Raw genomic sequence first — 20,689 nt, 5'->3', positions numbered from 1 at the left:
AAAAAGACTTAACCCTTAAGTATGGAGCGTAACGCATCGGAATCAGAAACAGAATGCAGCAACTTCATCAATAGATAATACACACCGCACAATTAAAGCTAAATCGTATATTTACAAAATAATTCAGGAGCAATATTTAGAATTACCAGTTACTATAAAGTTTTAGATTGATCAGCACCACATAGTCAAACACGATCTGTAAATTTACAAATACATGAAATTCTGCATCATCACGCACGTGAATCACATTAAAAAAGAGGATCAGTTCTACGGCTATGGACCTTACGTTCGCGAAATGAATATTTGGCTTCGGTATGTGGATGAAGTCATTATAGTCGCACCGATCCAAACAGGTGCAATTTCTGAAATTGATTTACCTTATAGTGCCAATAAAATTGATTTTAAAGCAGTTCCTGCATTTGAGTTGACATCAAGTAAACAAATAATTAGTTCGCTTTTTAAATTACCGAAATTAATCTACCAAATTTTCAAAGCCATGCAATCCGCCGATCACATCCATCTAAGGTGTCCAGGAAATATGGGATTACTGGGAAGTATTGTGCAAATTGCTTTTCCATCCAAAACCAAATCAGCCAAGTATGCTGGGAATTGGGATCCAAAGTCCAAACAACCTTGGAGTTACCGGTTGCAAAAGTGGATCGTGTCCAACACGTTTCTCACTAGAAATATGCAAGTATTGGTCTACGGCGAATGGCCCAATAGCTCCAAAAACATCAAACCTTTTTTTACCGCTTCCTACTATAAAAGCGAAATAGTGCCGTTAGTACCATTGGAACACGCGCTTAAAATTCGATTTGTTTTTGCGGGAAGTTTAGTGGTGGGTAAAAACCCACAGTATGCCATTCAACTGATAAGCCAACTGAAAGAGACCTTTCCTACTATTCACTTGGATGTATACGGTGAAGGTATTTTACGACAAGAGTTAGAACAGATGGTAGTCGATTTAAAATTAGAATCGCATCTGATTTTGCACGGCAACCAAAACGCAGACGTATTGAAGCACGCCTATCAAAGTAGTCATTTTGTGCTATTGCCTTCTAAAAGTGAAGGTTGGCCAAAAGTCATTGCCGAAGGCATGTTTTGGGGTTGCATTCCAATAGCCACGCCTGTTTCGTGTGTGCCTACGATGCTAGACCACGGCACTCGAGGCATTGTTTTGGAAATGGATATTAAAATAGATAGTGCGAAGATAAGCGCACTTTTAAAAGAGAAGGTGCTTTTTCAAAAGAAAAGAGAAGCCGCTGCGGCGTGGTCAAGAACGTATACACTGGATTATTTTGAGGCCGAAATCCAACAAATACTAAAGTCATGAGAATACTCCAACTCATCGATTCTTTAGACGCTGGCGGTGCAGAACGAATGGCCGTGCATTATGCAAATGGTTTGGCAGAAGCGATTGACTATTCTGCTTTAGCAAGCACTAGAAAAGAAGGTGTTTTGAAAGAATCTCTAAGTAATAACGTGGATTATTTCTTTGTAAATAAAAACAATAATTTTGACGTTTTAGCTTTTAATGGACTGCGAAAATTTTGCATACAAAAGAAAATTACGCATATTCACGCCCACAGTACGTCTTTTTTTTGGGCAGTAGTACTGAAATTATCATGTAGGAAAATCAAAGTAATTTGGCACGACCATTTTGGCAATAGAGCAAAAGCCAATTCGTCCGTTAATAAAATGCTCATACGATGTTCCTCTTTCTTTGATCTAGTAATTGTTGTAAATGAGGATTTAAAGGATTGGGCAACCACACATTTAAAGTGCAGTAATATTATACAGTTACCGAACTTTGTAGCTCCCCAAGCAAATGAGTTAGAAGTTACTTTTTTAAAAGGAAAACCAAGCCGAAGAATCGTAATGGTTGCTAATTTAAAGCCCCCTAAAAACCACCTGTTTTTTTTAGAAGTATTTTGGAAATCTAGTATTCACAAATCCGATTGGTCGTTGCATTTCATTGGAAAAGATTTTAACGACACGTATTCTTCTGATTTAAAAAGTTACATTCGCACAAATGCAGTACAGAATGTCTATTTTTACGACCAGTGTACTGATGTAAACTTTGTGTTAAGTCAGAGTACGTTAGGCGTTTTGGCCTCTACGTATGAAGGTTTTCCGGTAACATTAATAGAATATTCAACAGCGGGATTGGCACTTTTTTCAACAAATGTAGGCGAATGTACCGCTATTTTGAAAGAAGAATCTTTACTTTTTGATCCCAAAGAGGAACAGCTTTGCAGGGCTAAATTAAAAGCTATTACAAAGTCAATTGAAATAAATGCTATTTCTTTTGAAGAACGAATGCTGAACGTTACTAATCGAATTACTACTGAATATGCTCAAAACACAATTTTAGAAAATTATATAAAGGTACTTCAAGGAAATAATGACTAAAAAAGAACAATTTTACTTATTTATTGTGCTCCTGCATGTGGGGATGGGGTTTTTATTTTTCTTCCTGCCTTTTATAGGAAAAATATACGGTGTAGGTGTGTTTATTTTTGGTCTACTGTATGTCATCAATACCCAAAACCGCAACAATGAAGTGCTGTTAATGGCTGCTTACTTCACAGGTATAGATGTCTATTTAAAAATGATAGACGCTGCGTTTCTAAATGAATACGGGAAGTACACGGTGATGATCTTTATGGTAATTGGTATGTTTTACAAAGGCTTTTCCAAAGGCGCTTTCTTATACGTCGTTTTTCTCGCATTGTTACTGCCTGGTATTTTCATTGCAACTGAAAGTTTGTCGCTTGACGCCAATATTCGAAAAGCCATAGCATTTAATATAACAGGACCAGCTTGTTTAGGAGTTTGTGCGATTTATACGTTTCAAAGAAGTATTAGTTTTGAACGGATCAAAGACGTACTGACGATGCTTATGTTGCCACTTGTCGCGATGGTGGTCAATTTAATTTTGTTTACACCAAGTGTTAGAGATGTAGTGACAAGTACGCAGTCTAATTTTGCCACATCGGGTGGATTTGGCCCCAATCAAGTCGCCACTGTTCTCGGACTCGGAATGTTTTTTGCATTTGCCAAGTTGCTGTTAGACGCACCCACTAAAAAACTGCAAATAATAAACGGAATTTTAGTACTGGTTTTTGCGTTTCGTGGCATTGTCACCTTTTCCCGAGGCGGAGTGCTGACCGGTTTAATTATGATGGTTCTTTTTTTAGTTGTACTCTACAGAATCGTTGGATTAAAAGGGAGAGGTAAAATTTTAGTCACAACAGGAATCGCTGCTTTTGCAGGTCTACTCATTTGGGGATACACCTCCATTCAAACAGGCGGATTGATTGACAAACGCTACGCCAATGAAGATGCCAGAGGCCGGAAAAAGGAAAGTGCGTTGTCGGGTCGTGAAACCTTAATCGCTACGGAACTGAATATGTTTTTAAACAATCCCTATCTGGGAGTTGGCGTCGGAAAAAACAAAGAAATACGGGAACAAAAAACAGGTATTGAAGCGGCAAGTCACAATGAAATTACCAGAATGCTCGCCGAACACGGAAGCTTAGGTTTAGCAGGATTGCTGATTTTATTCATAACGCCCATTGCATTGTACTTAGGCAACCGTTATCAGATTTTCGCACTGGTATTTATGGTGTTCTGGCTGTTGACCATCAATCACGCCGCTATGCGAATTGCCGCTCCCGCTTTTGTGTACAGTTTAGCGCTACTCAAAGTAAACTTCTCAAGTCCAAACAACACAGATGAGGATGAAACCGCTGAAGAAGTTGCAGCAGTATGAGAAACTTAAATAGGAGATGAATAAATCTTCCAATCTTCTTCGATCTTCGATCTTCCATCCTTCTATCTTCCAATCTACCCATCTGCCAATCTTCTTCCATCTTCTTCCATCTTCCAACCTTCTAGCATCTTCCATATTTCCATCTTCTTCCTTCCATCTTCCACCTTCTACCGATAAACGGTCCTCTTTCTCTGCTGAATGGAGGAATTGATAATTTTTATTAAATTTACATAAAATTTTACACGGCAATGATGCTATATTTGTTTCAATAGGGGTAAATTACCAACTCTTGTGTAGCGCAGCAATCCATGAAGAACAAACGTAAAATGCATTTCGAAGTTTCTGAACGTAAAATCCTGCTGCGGTTTTGCGACATTGCATTTGTATTACTCGTGTTGCATTTATTGAGTGTGTTCTTTAGTTTTGATTACTTTTTACTCTCAATTCATAACGCAAGATGGGCGGTAGTACTCAGCATTTATCTGACCATTATTGGAACTGTTTTTGAAATGTACAACCTGCAAGTGGCAAGCAATCAGTACCAAGTCATCAAAAGTATTTTACTGACTTCCTCCACAACGGTTCTACTCTATTTACTGACACCGATTTTAACGCCAACTTTACCCCTCAATCGGTTACAGATTTTGTTTTTCTTCGGCGGTGTGTTCATCGCTTTGCTGTTGTGGCGTCTTTTTTACCAAAGATTTCTAGCATCCCAACGCTTTGAAAAAAGGGTCGTTCTGCTGTGTGGTGCCGATGATTGTGGCGAATTAGTAAATGCACTTGAAGAAAGCAACCCGCATTATAAAGTGGTAGCGGTATATCTGCTGGACGGCACACGGAAGTTGGATTACGTCGCGAAGTCCTTTAAAGAAGTAATAGAACAGAAAAGCTTAAAAGAGTTTGCTTTCGCCAATTCGATCTCAGAAGTGGTGATTGCATCACACCGTACGGAAGGAATTACGCCGCATTTGTACCAACAAGTCTTAACGCTGTTGGAACAAGGCTACATCATTCGAGAGTACACTCAAGTATACGAAAGCAATACGTTTCGGATACCCATACAGCATTTCAATACAGATTTTTATCGGTATTTCCCGTTCAGTAGATCCAATCACAACCAGTTTTATTTGTCGTTTGTGAAGTTGTTCGACATCGTGTTGTCACTTGTTGGACTAACACTCGGACTTCTTCTAGTTCCTTTGGTCTTTATTGGAAATGCAATCGGAAACAGAGGCAGTTTGTTTTACACGCAAACACGTGTTGGAAAAAACGGCATTCCCTTTGAAATACTAAAGTTCCGCACCATGCGAAGCGACGCCGAACAACATGGAGCAGTATTTTCCACAACAGGTGATTTACGGGTGACGCCTTTCGGCAAATTCATGCGCAAAACCCGTATCGATGAGTTTCCGCAGTTTGTGAACATCCTCAAAGGCGACATGGCATTCATCGGTCCACGTCCCGAACGGCCGTACTTCGTAGCAGAATTGTCTGCTGTAATGCCTTTTTATGAAACCCGCCATGTCATTAAACCGGGATTAACGGGTTGGGCTCAAGTCAATTATTCGTACGGCGAATCCATTGAGGAAAGCCTTATCAAACTTCAATACGACTTGTATTACATCAAACACCGAAGCATTTTCTTGGACGTGAACATTTTAATTAAAACGTTTAGTACAGTTTTGTTCGCGAGAGGGCAGTAGGAAGGGTTGTAGGTTGTAAGTTGTAGGTTGTGAGAATTTATTTCAGAACAATTTTGTACGCGAGGAATGGGGTAGTTTTAAGGAATTTTTAATAACGACACTTTGCGTCTTCGCGTCTTTGCGAGATCAAACATTTAGCTCTTTAGAGGTAATTCTTATTACGCTCTATCTTAGTCAACCAATGCTTTAAGATTTAACTACCTGATCATTCCCCACTCCCAAAAGTAACCCTCTTACCACCAAAACCACATTTGCCACCATAAACGGCCAAACAATTCCCAAGTGGATTTTGTTCAGCATATATAATAAATATACCACGATACTGGCGAGGGCTATAAAACTACTCCACAACAAAGCAGTTCGGTTTTTTTGCCAACCAAAATAAGCGACAAACAAATAAACAGGATTGAATAAAAGTACGTTGTAATTCCACAGTAATTCTTTGTGAAAAGAATAAAACCCCACCACACAAAAGAAAATTCCCAAAACTCCAATGAATAGGAAGTAGCCATTTGTGACTGCTTTTTTGTTAACGACAACAATAAGTACCAAGAAGAAAATCAACGTGTAAATAGAATCCCACCAAACAGTCTTTGGAACGCGATTCGCCTCAAAAAGTGTTTTACGTTCACTTACGAGCTCTTTGTCTTTATATTCGGTTTGGTCCAGATTATTCTTCAAATCAAACGGCAGGAAAATACGCGTTGCTTGCTCATCGACTTTCGCACCGAAAATAATATTAATACCCAACCGTTGAAAAAAGGGCTGTTCAGCATACGGATACAGCACATCTCTATAGGTCAATTCGGAAACGTCGTGTTTGTAAATAATATCTTTTTGCAACACGGCATTGATAACGTCCACCACTTTTGTCGTGCAATTTCGGTCGATGAATTTGTAGGTGTAAAATTTGTCGTCTCCTGTAATTGATTCTTCCAAAGCGGAAATAAGGGCCAGTTTCTTCGCTGTAGACAATGCAAGCGTTTGTTCGTAAATAGAACGATTTTCAAAGCGGTAATTGTCTTCAAAATCAACATACGGATACGCTCCCGCAAAATACTGCATGTCGCCTTTTACAAAACGAAGTATAAAATTCGGTGTTCTAAAATCAAACATGCCGTAATTATACACTTGATCAATCCCTCTAAAATCATCCTTGATCCGAATCGCGGTGTGTCCGTACAAAGAATGCGATTCATCAGCAACGCCAACGGTTAAGACACTTATTTGGATGGCGTCGTCTGGACTTGCTTGTGCCAAAATGTTTTGGACAAAAAAGAAGAGTAAAAGAAGGTAGATTTTGTTCATAATTACAACCGAAATAGTTTTATCTAAAAATACCCAAATCAATTTTCAATGAAAAAATATTGGAATACAACGCCGCACTTTGGTCGCCCAAATCCGTTAACGCATAATCAATCTGGATGCCTTTGTATTTGAATCCCACACCGATATTGGGTTGGAACCCAACTTGCTGTGAACCGTCCAATTGTGTGATGTTTTGAAAATTTCCCACACCGGTTCTAAAGAAAACCAGATCAGTATAACCGACTTCAAATCCCAAAGCAGGGTCAATGCTCACAAAACTAGTAGAAATAAGGTCGTTGGTTTGAGCAAAACGCATGTTCAAATTCGTCGCTGCCAAAAGACTCATGTCGTTGTGAAACTCCCACTTTTTAGAAATTCCCAATTGGGCTTTTGGTAAAGTGATTTCTGTACTTTCAGGTAATTCTTGATTCTGACCGGGAATGGCATTCGCTATTTTGTCGTACGCTTCTTCATCGATGTTCCAAATGTTGTAGGTCGTGGTGATGTCGCGGACCATTACACCAAATTTCCAATCGTTGCGTTCAAATTGCAAACCGACGTCAAATCCGAAACCCCAAGAGCTGGCGAAATCCCCAATGACGCGTCGGATTACTTTTGCATTCACACCATATTGAAAGCCAGGAACGGGTAATTTTCGGGCGTAAGAAAACGTAAAAGCATAATCAGCTGCTGAAAATAACTTAATCCGACTGTAATCAATATTGCCTTGGCCGTCAATTAATTCGGTGGTATTCAAAATATCGTCGACCCCAAAACGGATAAAGGAAATGGCATAAGCACTTCGATCGTCAATTGGTTTGGCGTAAGCCGCATAATCGTATTGGGCAATATTGGCAAAATAACTCGCATGCATCAAAGCGCCTTGGTGGTCTTCTAAATGCACCAACCCCGCTGGATTCCAATACGCCGAATTCACATCGTTCGTACTGGCGACCAATGCATTAGACATTCCTAAAGCCGCGGCATCTACGCCAATATTCATAAATTCATTTGAATATTTTCGCACCACTTGGCTGCTGGAAGTGAAGGTGATCAGTAAAAGAGGTATCAACGCGATGTTTTTCAAAAGCCGGTATTTAGCAAAATTAATTGAGAGCGTAAAAATATAAATTTTTAATGAGCATTAAGGTGTTTCATTCAAAATAGGGGACTGAAAAAGACACATTAAAAATCTCTCTTAAAAACGTGCTTGTCTTTCAGTTATTGTATTAAATTTGTTTTTCAAAATGCTACACTTATGAACATTAAAAAACACGTTCCCAACCTAATTACGTTACTGAATTTATTTTCGGGTTGTATTGCTTTAGTTTTCGCAGTGCGATTCAATTACGAAATGGCGTTTTTCTTTGTAAGTCTAGGTATCTTTCTGGATTTCTTCGACGGCTTTTTCGCTCGTTTGTTTAAAGTGTCAAGCGAACTGGGTTTGCAATTGGATTCGTTAGCAGATATGGTGACGAGTGGTTTAGTACCCGGATTTGTAATGTTTGCCATGTTGTGTGAAGGGAATTTTGAAACGACCAATTGGATTGCTTATTTAGGTTTTATCATCACATTGGGATCGTGCTACCGACTCGCTAATTTCAACATCGATACCCGTCAGACCGACTCATTCATTGGACTTCCAACACCTGCCAACGCCCTTTTTATATTGAGTTTGCCGCTCGTTTTACAACACACAAATTCCGAATTCATCCGTACAATCTTAGAAAATCAGTGGGTGCTTTTAGCAGTAACGGCCTTAAGTGCTTATGTGTTGAATGCGGAAATTCCCTTGTTCTCATTGAAAATCAAAGAATTTAATTTTGCCAAAAACAAACTGCAAATCGGATTCTTAACGGCGTCAATTGCGCTTTTAATTGCGTTCCAATATTTAGGAATTCCACTTGTGATTATTATGTATGTATTGCTTTCTGTGGTGAATAATAATTTGAAGCGGAAAGAGCAAAGAATTTAGAGTAAAGAACAAAGAATTTAGAGCGAAGAGTTTGAGATTGGAGAGAACTTTGCTTTTAGAACATTCTGTATTTTTCTAGAATTTGGATTGGTGGCAATTTTAAAAGTAGTAACACAGCATTGACTTTAATTGACACAAACTTAACGACTTTCAAAGTTTAGTGCGTTTCTGATTCACGCTTCTATTGTCCGTATTCTAATTTCTAAAATCTATCTTCTATTCTCTATTATCTAATCTCTACAATCTTCTCACTTCCTCTTTCTCAATCACCGCTAATCCCATACGAATCGTGCTGTAGGCGATTTGTTCTTCGAAGTAATCAAAGTACGGTTTTAGAACTGATGCAGATCCAATGGTTTTATGGGCTTCTTTCAACTGCTCAATTTCTTCAAGCGTTACGAAAGTGCTCAAATCCGTAATATGATCGTCGGTATATAATTTTGCAATATGCGACAGAATTGTGGAAACGCCTAATTTCCGCTGTTGCGCAATTTCCTCCACAGAAACGCCTTTCGTAAAAAGGGCCAAGGTTTCCTTATAAGTCGCTCCTTCTTTTTTGACGCGAATCTTTTTATTCTTTTGGAATTCAGCTATAGCGTCAATGAATTCGGCTCCGTACTTTTCAAGTTTTGCTTTTCCAACACCGTCAATTGTTAAGAATTCCGCTTCACTCATAGGTCGGACGGTTTCGAGTTGGCGAAGCGTGGCATCGTTGAAAATAACATAAGCCGGCACGCCTTCTTCCTTAGCAATCGTATAACGCAATTGGCGAAGCGTTTCAAATAAACCATTTTTTGCAGCACTTGCTTTCGATTCCTTCAGAACTAATTTCGCCACAGATTTTTGAACCACAGCGGTCAAAAGCACTTTTTCGCCTTCAAACAAAACTTTTCTTGCCAAAGGAGTGAGTAGAATCCTGTTTTTTTGGTGAAACGCAATTTCACAATACCCAAGATTGATCAACTGAATCAGATACTGATTCCAATCGTACCACGACGTTTCGGCACCAATACCGTAACTTTTCAATTGATGGTATTCTTTTTCATATATCGAAGCATTTTTAGAACCCCGAAGAAAATCTACAATCAACGTCATTGGTTCTTTTTCTTGCAAACGAGTAATGGCCGATAAGGCTTTTTGTGCCAATATCGTTCCGTCAAAAAAGACCGGTGGATTTTGACAAATGTCGCAGTTGCCACAGTTTTCCGTGACCAATTCTCCGAAATAAGAAAGCAGGATTTTCCGACGGCAACTTAAAGCGTCAGCATAATGTCGCATGCGTTCGAGTTTGGCCAATTGCAAGTCGGCATTCAAACCTTCAGAAGCAAATTTTTGCAATTGAATTACATCCGCATAACTTTCGAATAAAATGGTCTCCGAAGGCAATCCGTCGCGTCCGGCACGGCCAATTTCTTGGTAATAGCCTTCAATATTTTTTGGTAAATTGTAATGAATTACCCAACGTACATTTGATTTGTCTATTCCCATCCCAAAAGCAATGGTAGCGCAAACAATAGGACAATCGTCGTTGATGAAATCATCTTGTGTTTTTGCCCGTAATTTTGCTTCTAAACCCGCATGGTACGCTTTCGCATTAATGCCTTTCTGTTGTAATTTTTGTGCCAATTCTTCCGTCGTCTTTCTGCTCAAGCAATAAATGATTCCCGATTCATTGGGCTTTCGTTCTATAAATTCAATAATTTGTTTTACGCGATCCACGGCAGGTCGGACTTCTAAACTCAAGTTTTTACGGTCAAAAGAAGCGACTACAATTTTAGGTTCAGCAAGGTTCAATTGTGTTGCAATATCGGTACGCGTCGCTTTGTCGGCAGTCGCGGTTAAGGCTAAAATAGGAGTAGTGGGAAAACGTTTTTTGAGGTAGCCCAAATTCGTATAAGCAGGCCGGAAATCGTGTCCCCACGCCGAAATACAATGGGCTTCGTCAATCGCAATCATGCTAATTTCGAGTGAGTCAAACGCTTGGTCCAAATAGGATAAACTTTCAGGAGCAACATAAACAAGCTTGATGCTGTTGTTTCGCAAAGCTTCAATGTAGTGTTGTTGTTCTTCGGAAGATTGGGTGGAATTGATGAAACAAGCGGCAATTCCATTGGCTTTCAAGCTGTCCACCTGATCTTTCATCAACGCGATCAAGGGAGAAACTACAATTGTAATACCGTTGAATAATAACGCGGGAAGTTGGAAACAAATCGATTTACCGCCACCCGTTGGCATAATGGCTAACGTATCTTTTCCTGACAGCACTGTTTGTATGATGCTTTCTTGATTCGGTCTGAATTTTTCAAACCCAAAATGTTCTTTTAATTTGGCGTGCAGCAGTTCGTTAGACATAAGGCGTGTATATTTTAATTAAGTAAATAAGTGGCTTCGAAAACAATTCAGGCGAAAAAGGTATATTCTTAATTTACTAGTAGCGCTAACTGATCGTAGCAAATTTTGAATAAAAACGGTATTTTAGAAGGTGTGAACCATTATTTTTGTTTGAAAAACGCACTGTTCGAAATTGCTTCTTGCAAAGGTTTCATGTCTTTTAAAAGCACTTTTCCATCAAAAGCCGCGATGTGTTTCTGATGATGCGTATCCGAACTTGCAAAATCAATCATGCCTTGTGTCAATAACTTCTGAGCTGTTTTTGCCACACCTTCACCATAATATCCCATTACGGAAAGTAAATTCAGTTGAAACAAACACCCCTGCTTTTTGAGTTTCTTATATTCGTCAAAATTATTGTGATAGAAATTGTACCGTTCTGGATGTGCTAAAACAGGCTTGTAACCGGCAACTTGTAAGTCAAATAAAATTTCATACAACTGAATTGGCGCGTTGATGTACGACATTTCGACCAATACATAATTGTCTTTCAAAGTCAATAGAGGCTGACTTTTGAACAGTTTTGCAAAATGGTCGTCCATTAAATATTCCGCAGCAGCTTTTATTGTGACGTCAATTTGCTGGAGTTTTAGCAATTCGTTTACTTCATTTTGTCGGTTGATAATGATTTCCGTGGTGTTTTCCCAAACGTGTTGCATCACGTGAGGCGTGGTGATGAACTGTTTAATGCCAAATTTCATCAACGATTGTACAAGTCCTGCTGTATCGTCAAAAGTTTTCGCACCGTCGTCAATCCCAAACAACAAATGCGAATGGAAATCAATGTGATCGTCGGGAATTAAATCTTTTAAAATTGTTTTCTTATTGAAAAAAAGCATTGGGACGATGGTTTTAAACGCGTTAATCTAATTCAGACGTAAAGAATAATTTAACCGATGGGTATTTAGCAACTGTCATTTGAATAGTAAAATCGGAATCGGCTAAAAACACCAGCTGACCGTATTTGTCTTTGGCAAGAAACTTCTGCTTGATTCGTTTGAATTCTTTAAACTCGTCGTTTTTTGCATCATCGGGTTTTACCCAACAAGCTTTGTGCACTGGGAAGTTTTCGTAAGTACATTTTGCACCATATTCGTGCTCTAATCGGTATTGAATTACTTCGTATTGTAAGGCACCAACGGTTCCAATAATCTTACGATTGTTCATTTCTAGAGTGAACAATTGGGCTACACCTTCGTCCATCAATTGGTCAATTCCCTTGTCCAGTTGTTTTGCTTTCAAAGGATCTGCATTATTAATGTACCTAAAGTGTTCTGGAGAAAAACTTGGAATACCTTTGAAACTCATGATTTCACCTTCGGTCAAGGTATCGCCAATTTTGAAATTACCGGTATCATGCAATCCTACAATATCGCCTGGAAATGAGATGTCTACAATTTCTTTCTTTTCAGCAAAGAACGCATTGGGACTTGAGAATTTGAAATTCTTCTTCTGACGGACGTGGTAATACGGTTTGTTTCGTTCAAAAGTACCCGAAACAATTTTTAAGAATGCCAATCGATCGCGGTGTTTTGGATCCATATTGGCGTGTATTTTAAAGATAAAACCGGATAGTTTTTCTTCTTTAGGATCAACTAATCGCGTTTCTGATTCTTTTGGTCGGGGTGAAGGAGCAATTTCTACGAAACAGTCTAAAAGCTCTCGAACTCCGAAATTATTCAAAGCCGAACCAAAAAACACGGGTTGCAAATCACCATTCAGGTAAGCATCTCGATCAAATTCGGGATAGACTTCGTCAATCAACTCCAATTCTTCGCGCAAACGAGCGGCTGGTTTTGCACCCACAATTCCATCTAATTCGGGACTATTTACATCCGAAAAAGCAATCGTTTCTTCGATGTTTTTACGGCTGTCGCCACTGAATAAATTAATGTTCTTTTCCCATCGGTTGTAAATTCCTTGGAAATCATAACCCATACCAATTGGGAAACTCATCGGCGTTACTGTAAGACCTAATTTCTGTTCCACTTCGTCCATCAAGTCAAAAGCGTCTTTTCCTTCTCGGTCTAATTTATTGATGAAGACGATCATGGGAATGTTTCGCATGCGGCAAACCGCTACTAACTTTTCTGTTTGTTCTTCCACTCCTTTTGCTACATCGACTACCACAATAACGCTGTCCACTGCTGTTAAAGTTCTGAAGGTGTCTTCTGCAAAATCCTTGTGTCCAGGAGTATCAAGGATGTTTATTTTTTTATTTTTATAATTAAAAGCCAATACAGAAGTTGAAACTGAAATCCCTCTTTGGCGTTCAATTTCCATAAAATCGGAAGTAGCTCCTTTTTTGATTTTATTGTTTTTAACAGCACCTGCTTCTTGAATCGCACCTCCAAAAAGCAATAACTTTTCAGTTAAGGTTGTTTTACCCGCATCGGGATGGGCAATAATTCCAAAGGTTCGGCGTCTGTCAATTTCTGTATTAAAACTCATAGTATTTTTTATTGGATGCAAAAATAATGATTCTAGCGGAATAAATAGGCTTTAAAGTAGATACGTCTTATTCTTTTAAAGTATTCGATATTAATTTAGTAATAATTTAAAGGCTACTGGTTATAAATTGAAGTTTTTGCAGTATTTTTGAAAAAGTTATGAATATAGACAATAGTTTTAAGATGACCAATTTATCGAAGACCATTTTATTAGCCGATGATCACAGTGTAGTAAGACAAGGCATTTCAATGATATTGAAAGAATCTTACAAAGACTTGACCATTTTACACGCCGCCGATTTTGAAACTGCATTAACACAACTTCGCAACAACGCAGTGTACTTACTCGTTTTAGACATTTCTATTCCTGAAGGAAAAGGAGTACAAATGATTGAACTCGTAAAAGCTATCAATCCAGAAATTAAAATTTTAGTATTCTCCGCTTACGAAGAAGAATTGTACGCCATGCGTTATTTAAAAGCAGGTGCCGAAGGTTATTTGAATAAATTAAGTTCTGAAACGGAATTTAAAAAAGCCTTTAAATCCATGCTGGAAGACGGAACCTACATGAGCGAGGCTATCAAGCAGAAAATTATAAATGCGACTTTAAAAAAGGAATCCGACAATCCATTGGATATTCTTTCCAACCGTGAAATCGAAATTGCGCGTTTGCTTGTAAAAGGAGAAGGGAATTTAGAAATTGCCAACAAACTCAATTTGCAAACCAGCACCGTAAGTACCTATAAAAACCGAATCTTTGAGAAATTAGCGATCAGTAATACCGTCGCTTTGGTTTCACTACTGCAAGCTTACGACGACTCCTTTTCGGTCTGATTGCTGAATTGTAATATAACGGTTGTTCCTTTACTTTCTTGACTAATCAGTTCAATTTTTCCATTTAAAATTAGCATAAGTTCAATGACTAAATGAAGGCCTAACTTTCGTTTGGATCTATTTTCATGCCCATCAAAATCTGAAATTACAGATTGATAATACGTCAGCGTTTCTGAATCCATTCCCGTTCCTTCGTCGGCAATCGTAATAAAAAAATCATCTTCTTTTTGCTCTGCTGAAAACGTAACTTTTCCCGTAACAGTATGCTTCAACGCATTGTCCAGTAAGTTATGAATGATAATCGCAAACAAGGACTTATTTGTATTCAATTGCAACGTCTGCGGTATAGCATTAATCACCTTCGTTTTTTGTGAAGTGGCAATGTTTTTAAACAATTCTATTTTATCGTAAATTTCGTTAAAAAGTAGAAAACGTTCGTTTGCCAGTGCTCCATCTTCGTTATTTACTTTAGAGTAAGAAAGTATGTTATCTAAGAAATTATAGATTTGCGAGGAAGAAGTATGAATCGATAGAATGTTCTCTTTTAAATCAGGACTGTTCGGGTCAAAATCATCGTACATGTACTTACTTGCCATCGACATAAATTTCAGTGGGCTTTTAATGTCATGGGAAATAATCTGAATCAACTTATTGTTTTTGTCGGCTTGTCGCTTCATATTGTCTTTCGTAGCACGCAAAGTCGATATCGTATTCTGTAAATCTTTTGTTTTTTCTTTGATTTTCTGAATCAGTATTTTATTTCTGTGACGCACATTATTCGAGTATATTTTTGAAAAACAATACGCCAGAAGCATGATCACTAATGCGATGAGTACAACAAACCAGTTCGTCTCGTAGAACGTGGGTTCAATACTTAGATTTATTTTTTTGTAGATATAGTCGGAGTCAAATCCTGCTAATTTCCGAGCTGTTAATGTATAATTTCCCGGAGGTAATTTCATCAATGAATATTCTTGTTCCGCATTTAGTGTTGTCCATTCAAGATTTGTAGGGCCTTCCAACATGACTTCGTAATTGGAATTTAACTCATTTCCATAATACGGACTTGAAAAACTAAAGGTTACCCGTTTGTAGTCCTTTGGTAATTTTAAAGGAATATTAAGGCTGACTTCTTTATTGTCAACATCAATTCTGTCAATGTATATCGGATTTTTTGGTTCAAGAGGTACAATTTTTTCGGTGTCAAAAGTAGCGACTCCGTTCATACTCGGTAGGAACAATTGGGTTCCTAGTTTTGCGGCGTAAGGACTGCCACCACCATTAAATTCATTGGTTAGAAAACCAGAATTTTTACTGTAATAATGGTAATAAATACCGCGCTTCGGGTTTTTTATATATGCAAGTAATGCTTCTTTTTTAACCTGAAAAAGACCTTTATTTGTAGTGATCCAGAAATATCCTTTTCCATCTGCTATAAAATAGTGCGTCGTCGATAGATACTGTTTCTTGTCCAGCGGGAAATGGTGTAACGTATTGTTTTTATGCAGATAAAACCCACTTTCGTAGGTTGCAATCCAAACCTCCTCTTTTTCTGTTTCTAAAACACTTCTTATGTTTAATTTAGAAGTTCCATCAATACGTTTTAGAGAATAAGTTTTCGGATTAAACAAATAGAGTCCTTTTGAACCAGCGATCCAAAGCGTTCCATCGTCGCGTTGTTTAATGTAGTTTATATAAAAATTTAGATTGATGCTGTTTTTAAAAACCGGATGTTCGGAAGGTGTAAAAGAAAGAAGCTTACTTGTAGTTCGATAGTTATTTTCAAAAGTAATCCAGATTTTATTCGAATTGTCTAAAAAGATAGTACCAATTCTTTCTTTAAATCCATACGTTTTCCGTACCGTATATCCTGTTGCTTTGGTATATTGATACAACTCTGCACTGCTTTTTAACCATATATTATTAGCAGCGTCCATTGCCATGGCTGTTCGTTCTTTATTCGTAAAGTTGTACTGGTGTAGAATCGTGTCCTTACTCATCACAACACCAGAAGAGGTAATAATTGTACTGTCCGTCAGTGGATGCATGGCATAAAAAACAGCGGATTGTTTGTCATCTACTATTGTTTGTGTTTTAAAACTGCGTATGCGGTAAATACCCAAACCATTTGTACTACTGCCTAAAAAAATAATTGAACGTACTTTGTCGTAGTAAGCAGAATTTAAATTTGCAAATGGCAGTTGGTTGTCTGTTAAGAGCAACTTAGAGTTAAGTTTATTTTCCTTACTTGTAATTTGAAACAGTTTTGAATTTGATTGTAAAAAGACCTGTTCGCTCCCTTTATTCCATAGTATTTTAAAGTTAGACGCTAACTCAAATTGAGGTGTATGCCATTCTATTTTACCTTCATCAAATACGGCAAATTGTTTTTTATTTTCGAGATAGAATAATTTCTCACCTATCGTAAAAAAATAATTTGAATTGGAATGCTCAAATGGAACTTCGCTCAATAACTCGTTGGTAGACGAGTAATATTGCACCATTTTTTCAGTAATTAGATAGTACCGTTTTGAATTAAGAAGAATGCGGTACGACATATTTCGCAATTCAATTTTGTAGGGACTGGTGCCAAACGAATTGTAAGAATTTTTAAGCTCATTAATGTAAACAGCAGCATTTTTTACGGTGGTAGGATCAATTTTAACCGCAGTACGGTTATGGATTAATATCAATTCACCAATAACATCCGTACCTGCGAATAAAGTATCTGACGCAGCATTGCCCTGAATAAAAAGGATTCGATTGCTCTTTGAACGTAAATTTTTACTGTTGTAAATTTTGTAATTCAATCCATCAAAACGAACCAATCCATTTTCTGTACTGAGCCAAATGTAACCGTATTTATCTGGTATAATAGATTTTACGCTATTCTGGGGAAGTAAATCACTGTCAGCCGTCCAATTAATCCGATTTTGCGTTTGGGCTATAGCAACAGTAAAAAAGCAAAAAGTTGCCAGCCACGTATAAAGGATTTTTTGAAAACGCATAAATTCGAATTAGAATGATTTTGTATCTTCAAATATATATCATAAGTTTTGAATTTTAAATATTTAGCTTGCAAATTCGTAAGTAAAATGTGTAATTCAACTTACATTTATCTCAAATACGAAAAGGGAGTGGCTTTGAATTAATTTTTGTAATTTTCAACAGTCAATTTCAACGCAACTTTCCATTGCAGACGTAAATCAGCAGCATGAAACTATTTCTACCTAGATATTTTTTACTGTTCATCAGTTTCTTGACTTCAACGGTTGTCCTAAGTCAGCAAGATTCCCAGTACAGTCAGTACATGTACAATACGGTAGCTGTTAATCCTGCTTATGCCGGTTCTCGGGGTGTGACAAGTATTTTTCTGATGCACCGCAATCAATGGGTGGGACTTGACGGCGCTCCGGTAACGAATGTGTTTTCGGTTAACAAATCAGTAGCGAACTCGGCTTTGGGATATGGGATTTCAGTGGTCAACGATCGGATTGGGGTTTCAGACGACAATACGGTTTCCGCTGACGTTTCCTACTCAATTCCCCTTGCGGCTTCTTATAAATTATCTTTTGGAATCAAGGCTTCCGCCAATTGGTTGAGCGTTGACTACAGTCGAATGACGATTCGGGATCCAAATGATATTATTTTGAGTCAGCAAAATGAAATAGACAATCAATTTTCGCCAAATGTCGGAGTCGGTGTTTATTTGCATTCCAATAAAAATTACGTGGGAGTTTCAATACCTCATTTTCTAGAAACCAAACGCTACGACGACAACATTAGTTCCACAGCAAATGACAAAATGCATTTTTATTTCATTGCAGGAAGTGTGTTTGATTTGAATTCCGATTGGAAATTTAAACCTGCACTATTGACTAAATTGGTACAAGGAGCTCCTTTGCAAATTGATGTTTCTGCAAATTTTCTGTTCAACGACAAATTCACATTTGGAGCCGGCTACCGTTTTAATGCTGCTGTCACAGCTTTGGTCGGTTTTCAAGTCACCAAAGCGTGGCAAATTGGCTATGCTTACGATGCCGAAACAACGCGATTAGCAAATTACAATTCAGGTTCGCATGAAATTTTTCTGCGTTTGGAACTGTTCTCAAAGTACGATAAAATTGTTTCACCTCGTTTTTTCTAAATCCAAATACACATGAAAAACCGATTTATTTTTTTTGTTTGTTTCTTCATTTTTGCCGTTCCTGTTTGGTCGCAAAAAGAGGTAGAAAGAGGGTACCAACAATTTGAAAATTTAGCTTATAGTGATGCCATTATCAGTTTTGAAAAAGCAGTCGAAAAAGGTTTTGGTAATCCAAGAATTTATGCAGCATTAGCCGATGCGTACTACTTTAATGCAAATTATCCGGCTTCCGCCAAATGGTACCAACTCTTATTCAAAAATTCAGATAACAATTCGAAAATTCATTATTTCAGATATGCACAAACACTGAAATCTATTGGAAAAGAAGATAGATCTACGACGCTTTTGAAAAAAATGGAGTTGCATTTTCCCAATGAAAATACGGATGACTCAAGTCGGTCTAATCAACCCATAGAAACGAATCGAATTAAAAATTCCGGTAGATTTAATGTCAAGTTGGCCTCTTTTAACTCCGCACTTTCTGATTTTGGACCGTCTTATTTTGGTGACAAAATTGTTTTTGCTTCTACAAGAGACACAGGAACAATTTTCAAACGCAAACACTCTTGGACCAACCATCGTTTTACGGATTTATATGTGGTTCATTCGGATACAGCAAATGACAAGCCTGCTAAATTTTCAAAAAGCATCAATTCTAAATTTAATGAATCTACTGCTGTTTTTACAAAAGATGGATTGACGGTGTATTTCACTAGAAATAACTCTGATCGCAATAAACCGGGAACAAATGAAGACCAAACGACTTTACTGAAAATCTACAAAGCAGTAAAAATTGACGAAGAATGGAAAGTTATTGGTCCGTTATCGTTCTGCAGCGACAGGTATAATGTGGCTCATCCCGCTTTAAGTTTCGACGAAAAAACAATGTATTTTGCTTCCGATCAACCCGGCGGTTTTGGACAATCCGATTTGTATAGCGTTGCTATAAATGACGACGGTAGTTTTGCAACGCCTCAAAATTTAGGAAAAAACATCAATACGTTTGGACGAGAAACTTTTCCTTTTGCAAGTCAAAACAACAAATTGTATTTTTCTTCAGACCGTCACGATGGTTTTGGAGGTTTAGACATTTTTGTGTCAAATATAACAGGTAATTTTAAAATTTCACCACCTCAAAATGTAGGAACGCCTGTAAATTCTGCCATGGATGATTTCGGATTTATAATGAACGAAACGACTAAAACCGGTTATTTCACGTCAAATCGTGTCAATGGAATTGGAATGGACGACATCTACGAATTTGAGGAAGTAATTTCACTGCCGTGCGAAACGATTTTGGAAGGAAGTGTGGTTGCAGCACAACAGACAGATTTACAATTAAACCCGGTAATTCGATTGCTTGACGCCAATAGAACGCAAATTTCCACAACGACAGCGGACACAGAAGGTCGTTATCATTTTACTGTCGAGTGCCAACAAGAATATACCATCGAATTCACCTCAGATGGATTTGTTTCGCAGGAAATTGTGGTGCTGCCAAGAGTAAATGAGGAAATGCATCTTCAAAACATAATTATACAGCAAGTCCAACCTGCTTTTAAAATTGGAGACGATTTGGCTAAAAATTTATCGCTATTGCCTATTTATTTCGACCTCGGGAAATGGGACATCCGCGAAGATGCGGCAATTGAGTTGGCTAAAATTAAAAGAGTTTTACAACAAAGTCCTTCAGTAACCATAATTATAAAATCCCATACCGACAGTCGTGATACGGATGAAAATAATCTGATTTTGTCAAATAAGAGAGCAAAAGCTACGTTGAAATGGTTCGTAGAAAACGGCATTGAAGCGAATCGGTTGACAGGAAAAGGATGTGGAGAAACAGAACTAATAAACAGTTGTGCTGATGGAATTCCATGTTCGGAAGTACAACACCAATTCAATAGAAGAAGTGAATTTATAGTAACGGGAATCTGATTTTATTTGCCCTAAAAACAGGTAAAAACCACTCCGTATAATTTTTTGTTAATAGTATTCAAGTAACTTGCATAATGTTTTTGAATTGTTAATTTTGTTGGTCGTTGTAAATCAGCGTTTTTTGCGCCTTAAATTTGCAGCAGTCGCCCTAATTTTGAAGCGCTA

Annotated in this window: 14 protein-coding genes; 8 read left to right on the top strand and 6 right to left on the bottom strand. The window is 37.9% G+C overall.

Features of this window, described 5'->3' with window-relative positions:
• Nucleotides 1-214 precede the first annotated feature (214 nt).
• The 4 genes from YWA_RS0113595 to YWA_RS0113575 all read left to right on the top strand — a co-directional run bounded on the left by YWA_RS0113595 (nt 215) and on the right by YWA_RS0113575 (nt 5,481).
• On the top strand, nt 215-1,333 hold the full coding sequence (locus YWA_RS0113595; protein WP_022829067.1) for a glycosyltransferase family 4 protein: 1,119 nt from the start codon (nt 215-217) through the stop codon (nt 1,331-1,333).
• Nucleotides 1,330-2,412: a glycosyltransferase gene (locus YWA_RS0113590; RefSeq protein WP_022829066.1), complete on the top strand. Its 1,083-nt coding sequence runs from the start codon at nt 1,330-1,332 to the stop codon at nt 2,410-2,412. The genes YWA_RS0113595 and YWA_RS0113590 overlap by 4 nt, the downstream gene beginning before the upstream one ends.
• Nucleotides 2,405-3,775 carry an O-antigen ligase family protein gene (locus tag YWA_RS15160; protein WP_022829065.1) on the top strand — a complete coding sequence of 457 codons (1,371 nt, stop codon included), beginning with the start codon at nt 2,405-2,407 and terminating at the stop codon, nt 3,773-3,775. The genes YWA_RS0113590 and YWA_RS15160 overlap by 8 nt, the downstream gene beginning before the upstream one ends.
• A gap of 308 nt (nt 3,776-4,083) precedes the next feature.
• Nucleotides 4,084-5,481, top strand: a complete 1,398-nt coding sequence (locus YWA_RS0113575) for an exopolysaccharide biosynthesis polyprenyl glycosylphosphotransferase (protein WP_022829063.1) — start codon at nt 4,084-4,086, stop codon at nt 5,479-5,481.
• 186 nt (nt 5,482-5,667) lie between these two features.
• Here the strand turns inward: YWA_RS0113575 and YWA_RS0113570 are convergent, their stop codons facing one another.
• A complete protein-coding gene (locus YWA_RS0113570) occupies nt 5,668-6,789 on the bottom strand; it encodes a lipoprotein N-acyltransferase Lnb domain-containing protein (RefSeq protein ID WP_040472222.1) in 1,122 nt (373 codons plus the stop codon).
• A 19-nt stretch (nt 6,790-6,808) separates the two neighbouring features.
• Nucleotides 6,809-7,876, bottom strand: coding sequence for a putative type IX sorting system protein PorV2 (locus tag YWA_RS0113565; protein WP_245557720.1), 1,068 nt, complete (start codon nt 7,874-7,876; stop codon nt 6,809-6,811).
• 171 nt (nt 7,877-8,047) lie between these two features.
• On the opposite strand from YWA_RS0113565, the gene YWA_RS0113560 reads away from it, so the two are divergent.
• On the top strand, nt 8,048-8,764 hold the full coding sequence (locus tag YWA_RS0113560; protein WP_022829060.1) for a CDP-alcohol phosphatidyltransferase family protein: 717 nt from the start codon (nt 8,048-8,050) through the stop codon (nt 8,762-8,764).
• A 237-nt stretch (nt 8,765-9,001) separates the two neighbouring features.
• On the opposite strand, the gene recQ is transcribed toward YWA_RS0113560, so the two are convergent.
• The 3 genes from recQ to YWA_RS0113545 form a co-directional block, all read right to left on the bottom strand.
• Nucleotides 9,002-11,116: a DNA helicase RecQ gene (gene recQ / locus YWA_RS0113555; protein ID WP_022829059.1), complete on the bottom strand. Its 2,115-nt coding sequence runs from the start codon at nt 11,114-11,116 to the stop codon at nt 9,002-9,004.
• Nucleotides 11,117-11,256: 140 nt separating this feature from the next.
• The gene (locus YWA_RS0113550; RefSeq protein ID WP_022829058.1) at nt 11,257-11,994 is read right to left on the bottom strand and encodes a tyrosine-protein phosphatase; all 738 of its coding nucleotides are present in this window, start codon (nt 11,992-11,994) and stop codon (nt 11,257-11,259) included.
• Nucleotides 11,995-12,016: 22 nt separating this feature from the next.
• Entirely contained in the window at nt 12,017-13,606 is a 1,590-nt protein-coding gene (locus tag YWA_RS0113545) for a peptide chain release factor 3 (protein WP_022829057.1), read from the bottom strand.
• A 158-nt stretch (nt 13,607-13,764) separates the two neighbouring features.
• Here YWA_RS0113545 and YWA_RS0113540 point away from each other — a divergent pair, with 158 nt between their 5' ends.
• A complete protein-coding gene (locus YWA_RS0113540) occupies nt 13,765-14,439 on the top strand; it encodes a response regulator (protein ID WP_022829056.1) in 675 nt (224 codons plus the stop codon).
• On the opposite strand, the gene YWA_RS0113535 is transcribed toward YWA_RS0113540, so the two are convergent.
• Nucleotides 14,415-17,447, bottom strand: a complete 3,033-nt coding sequence (locus YWA_RS0113535) for a sensor histidine kinase (protein ID WP_022829055.1) — start codon at nt 17,445-17,447, stop codon at nt 14,415-14,417. The two genes, YWA_RS0113540 and YWA_RS0113535, sit on opposite strands and share 25 nt — an antisense overlap.
• A gap of 206 nt (nt 17,448-17,653) precedes the next feature.
• On the opposite strand from YWA_RS0113535, the gene YWA_RS0113530 reads away from it, so the two are divergent.
• Together YWA_RS0113530 and YWA_RS0113525 are read left to right on the top strand one after the other, a co-directional pair.
• The gene (locus tag YWA_RS0113530; protein ID WP_084683094.1) at nt 17,654-18,586 is read left to right on the top strand and encodes a PorP/SprF family type IX secretion system membrane protein; all 933 of its coding nucleotides are present in this window, start codon (nt 17,654-17,656) and stop codon (nt 18,584-18,586) included.
• Nucleotides 18,587-18,598: 12 nt separating this feature from the next.
• On the top strand, nt 18,599-20,524 hold the full coding sequence (locus tag YWA_RS0113525; protein ID WP_022829053.1) for an OmpA family protein: 1,926 nt from the start codon (nt 18,599-18,601) through the stop codon (nt 20,522-20,524).
• Nucleotides 20,525-20,689 lie beyond the last annotated feature (165 nt).

Source organism: Flavobacterium antarcticum DSM 19726 (genome assembly GCF_000419685.1).
Taxonomy (GTDB): domain Bacteria; phylum Bacteroidota; class Bacteroidia; order Flavobacteriales; family Flavobacteriaceae; genus Flavobacterium; species Flavobacterium antarcticum.
Note: the sequence above shows the minus strand (reverse complement) of the source record. Positions and strands in the feature narration are given on the sequence as shown.

What these genes read in the sequence shown, in the direction of transcription:
- recQ (WP_022829059.1), bottom strand. Translation starts at nt 11,116, where the DNA reads ATGTCTAACGAACTGCTGCACGCCAAATTAAAAGAACATTTTGGGTTT.
- YWA_RS0113550 (WP_022829058.1), bottom strand. Translation starts at nt 11,994, where the DNA reads ATGCTTTTTTTCAATAAGAAAACAATTTTAAAAGATTTAATTCCCGAC.
- YWA_RS0113540 (WP_022829056.1), top strand. Translation starts at nt 13,765, where the DNA reads ATGAATATAGACAATAGTTTTAAGATGACCAATTTATCGAAGACCATT.
- YWA_RS0113530 (WP_084683094.1), top strand. Translation starts at nt 17,654, where the DNA reads ATGAAACTATTTCTACCTAGATATTTTTTACTGTTCATCAGTTTCTTG.
- YWA_RS0113560 (WP_022829060.1), top strand. Translation starts at nt 8,048, where the DNA reads ATGAACATTAAAAAACACGTTCCCAACCTAATTACGTTACTGAATTTA.
- YWA_RS0113545 (WP_022829057.1), bottom strand. Translation starts at nt 13,606, where the DNA reads ATGAGTTTTAATACAGAAATTGACAGACGCCGAACCTTTGGAATTATT.
- YWA_RS0113575 (WP_022829063.1), top strand. Translation starts at nt 4,084, where the DNA reads ATGAAGAACAAACGTAAAATGCATTTCGAAGTTTCTGAACGTAAAATC.
- YWA_RS0113595 (WP_022829067.1), top strand. Translation starts at nt 215, where the DNA reads ATGAAATTCTGCATCATCACGCACGTGAATCACATTAAAAAAGAGGAT.
- YWA_RS0113525 (WP_022829053.1), top strand. Translation starts at nt 18,599, where the DNA reads ATGAAAAACCGATTTATTTTTTTTGTTTGTTTCTTCATTTTTGCCGTT.
- YWA_RS0113535 (WP_022829055.1), bottom strand. Translation starts at nt 17,447, where the DNA reads ATGCGTTTTCAAAAAATCCTTTATACGTGGCTGGCAACTTTTTGCTTT.
- YWA_RS0113570 (WP_040472222.1), bottom strand. Translation starts at nt 6,789, where the DNA reads ATGAACAAAATCTACCTTCTTTTACTCTTCTTTTTTGTCCAAAACATT.
- YWA_RS0113590 (WP_022829066.1), top strand. Translation starts at nt 1,330, where the DNA reads ATGAGAATACTCCAACTCATCGATTCTTTAGACGCTGGCGGTGCAGAA.
- YWA_RS15160 (WP_022829065.1), top strand. Translation starts at nt 2,405, where the DNA reads ATGACTAAAAAAGAACAATTTTACTTATTTATTGTGCTCCTGCATGTG.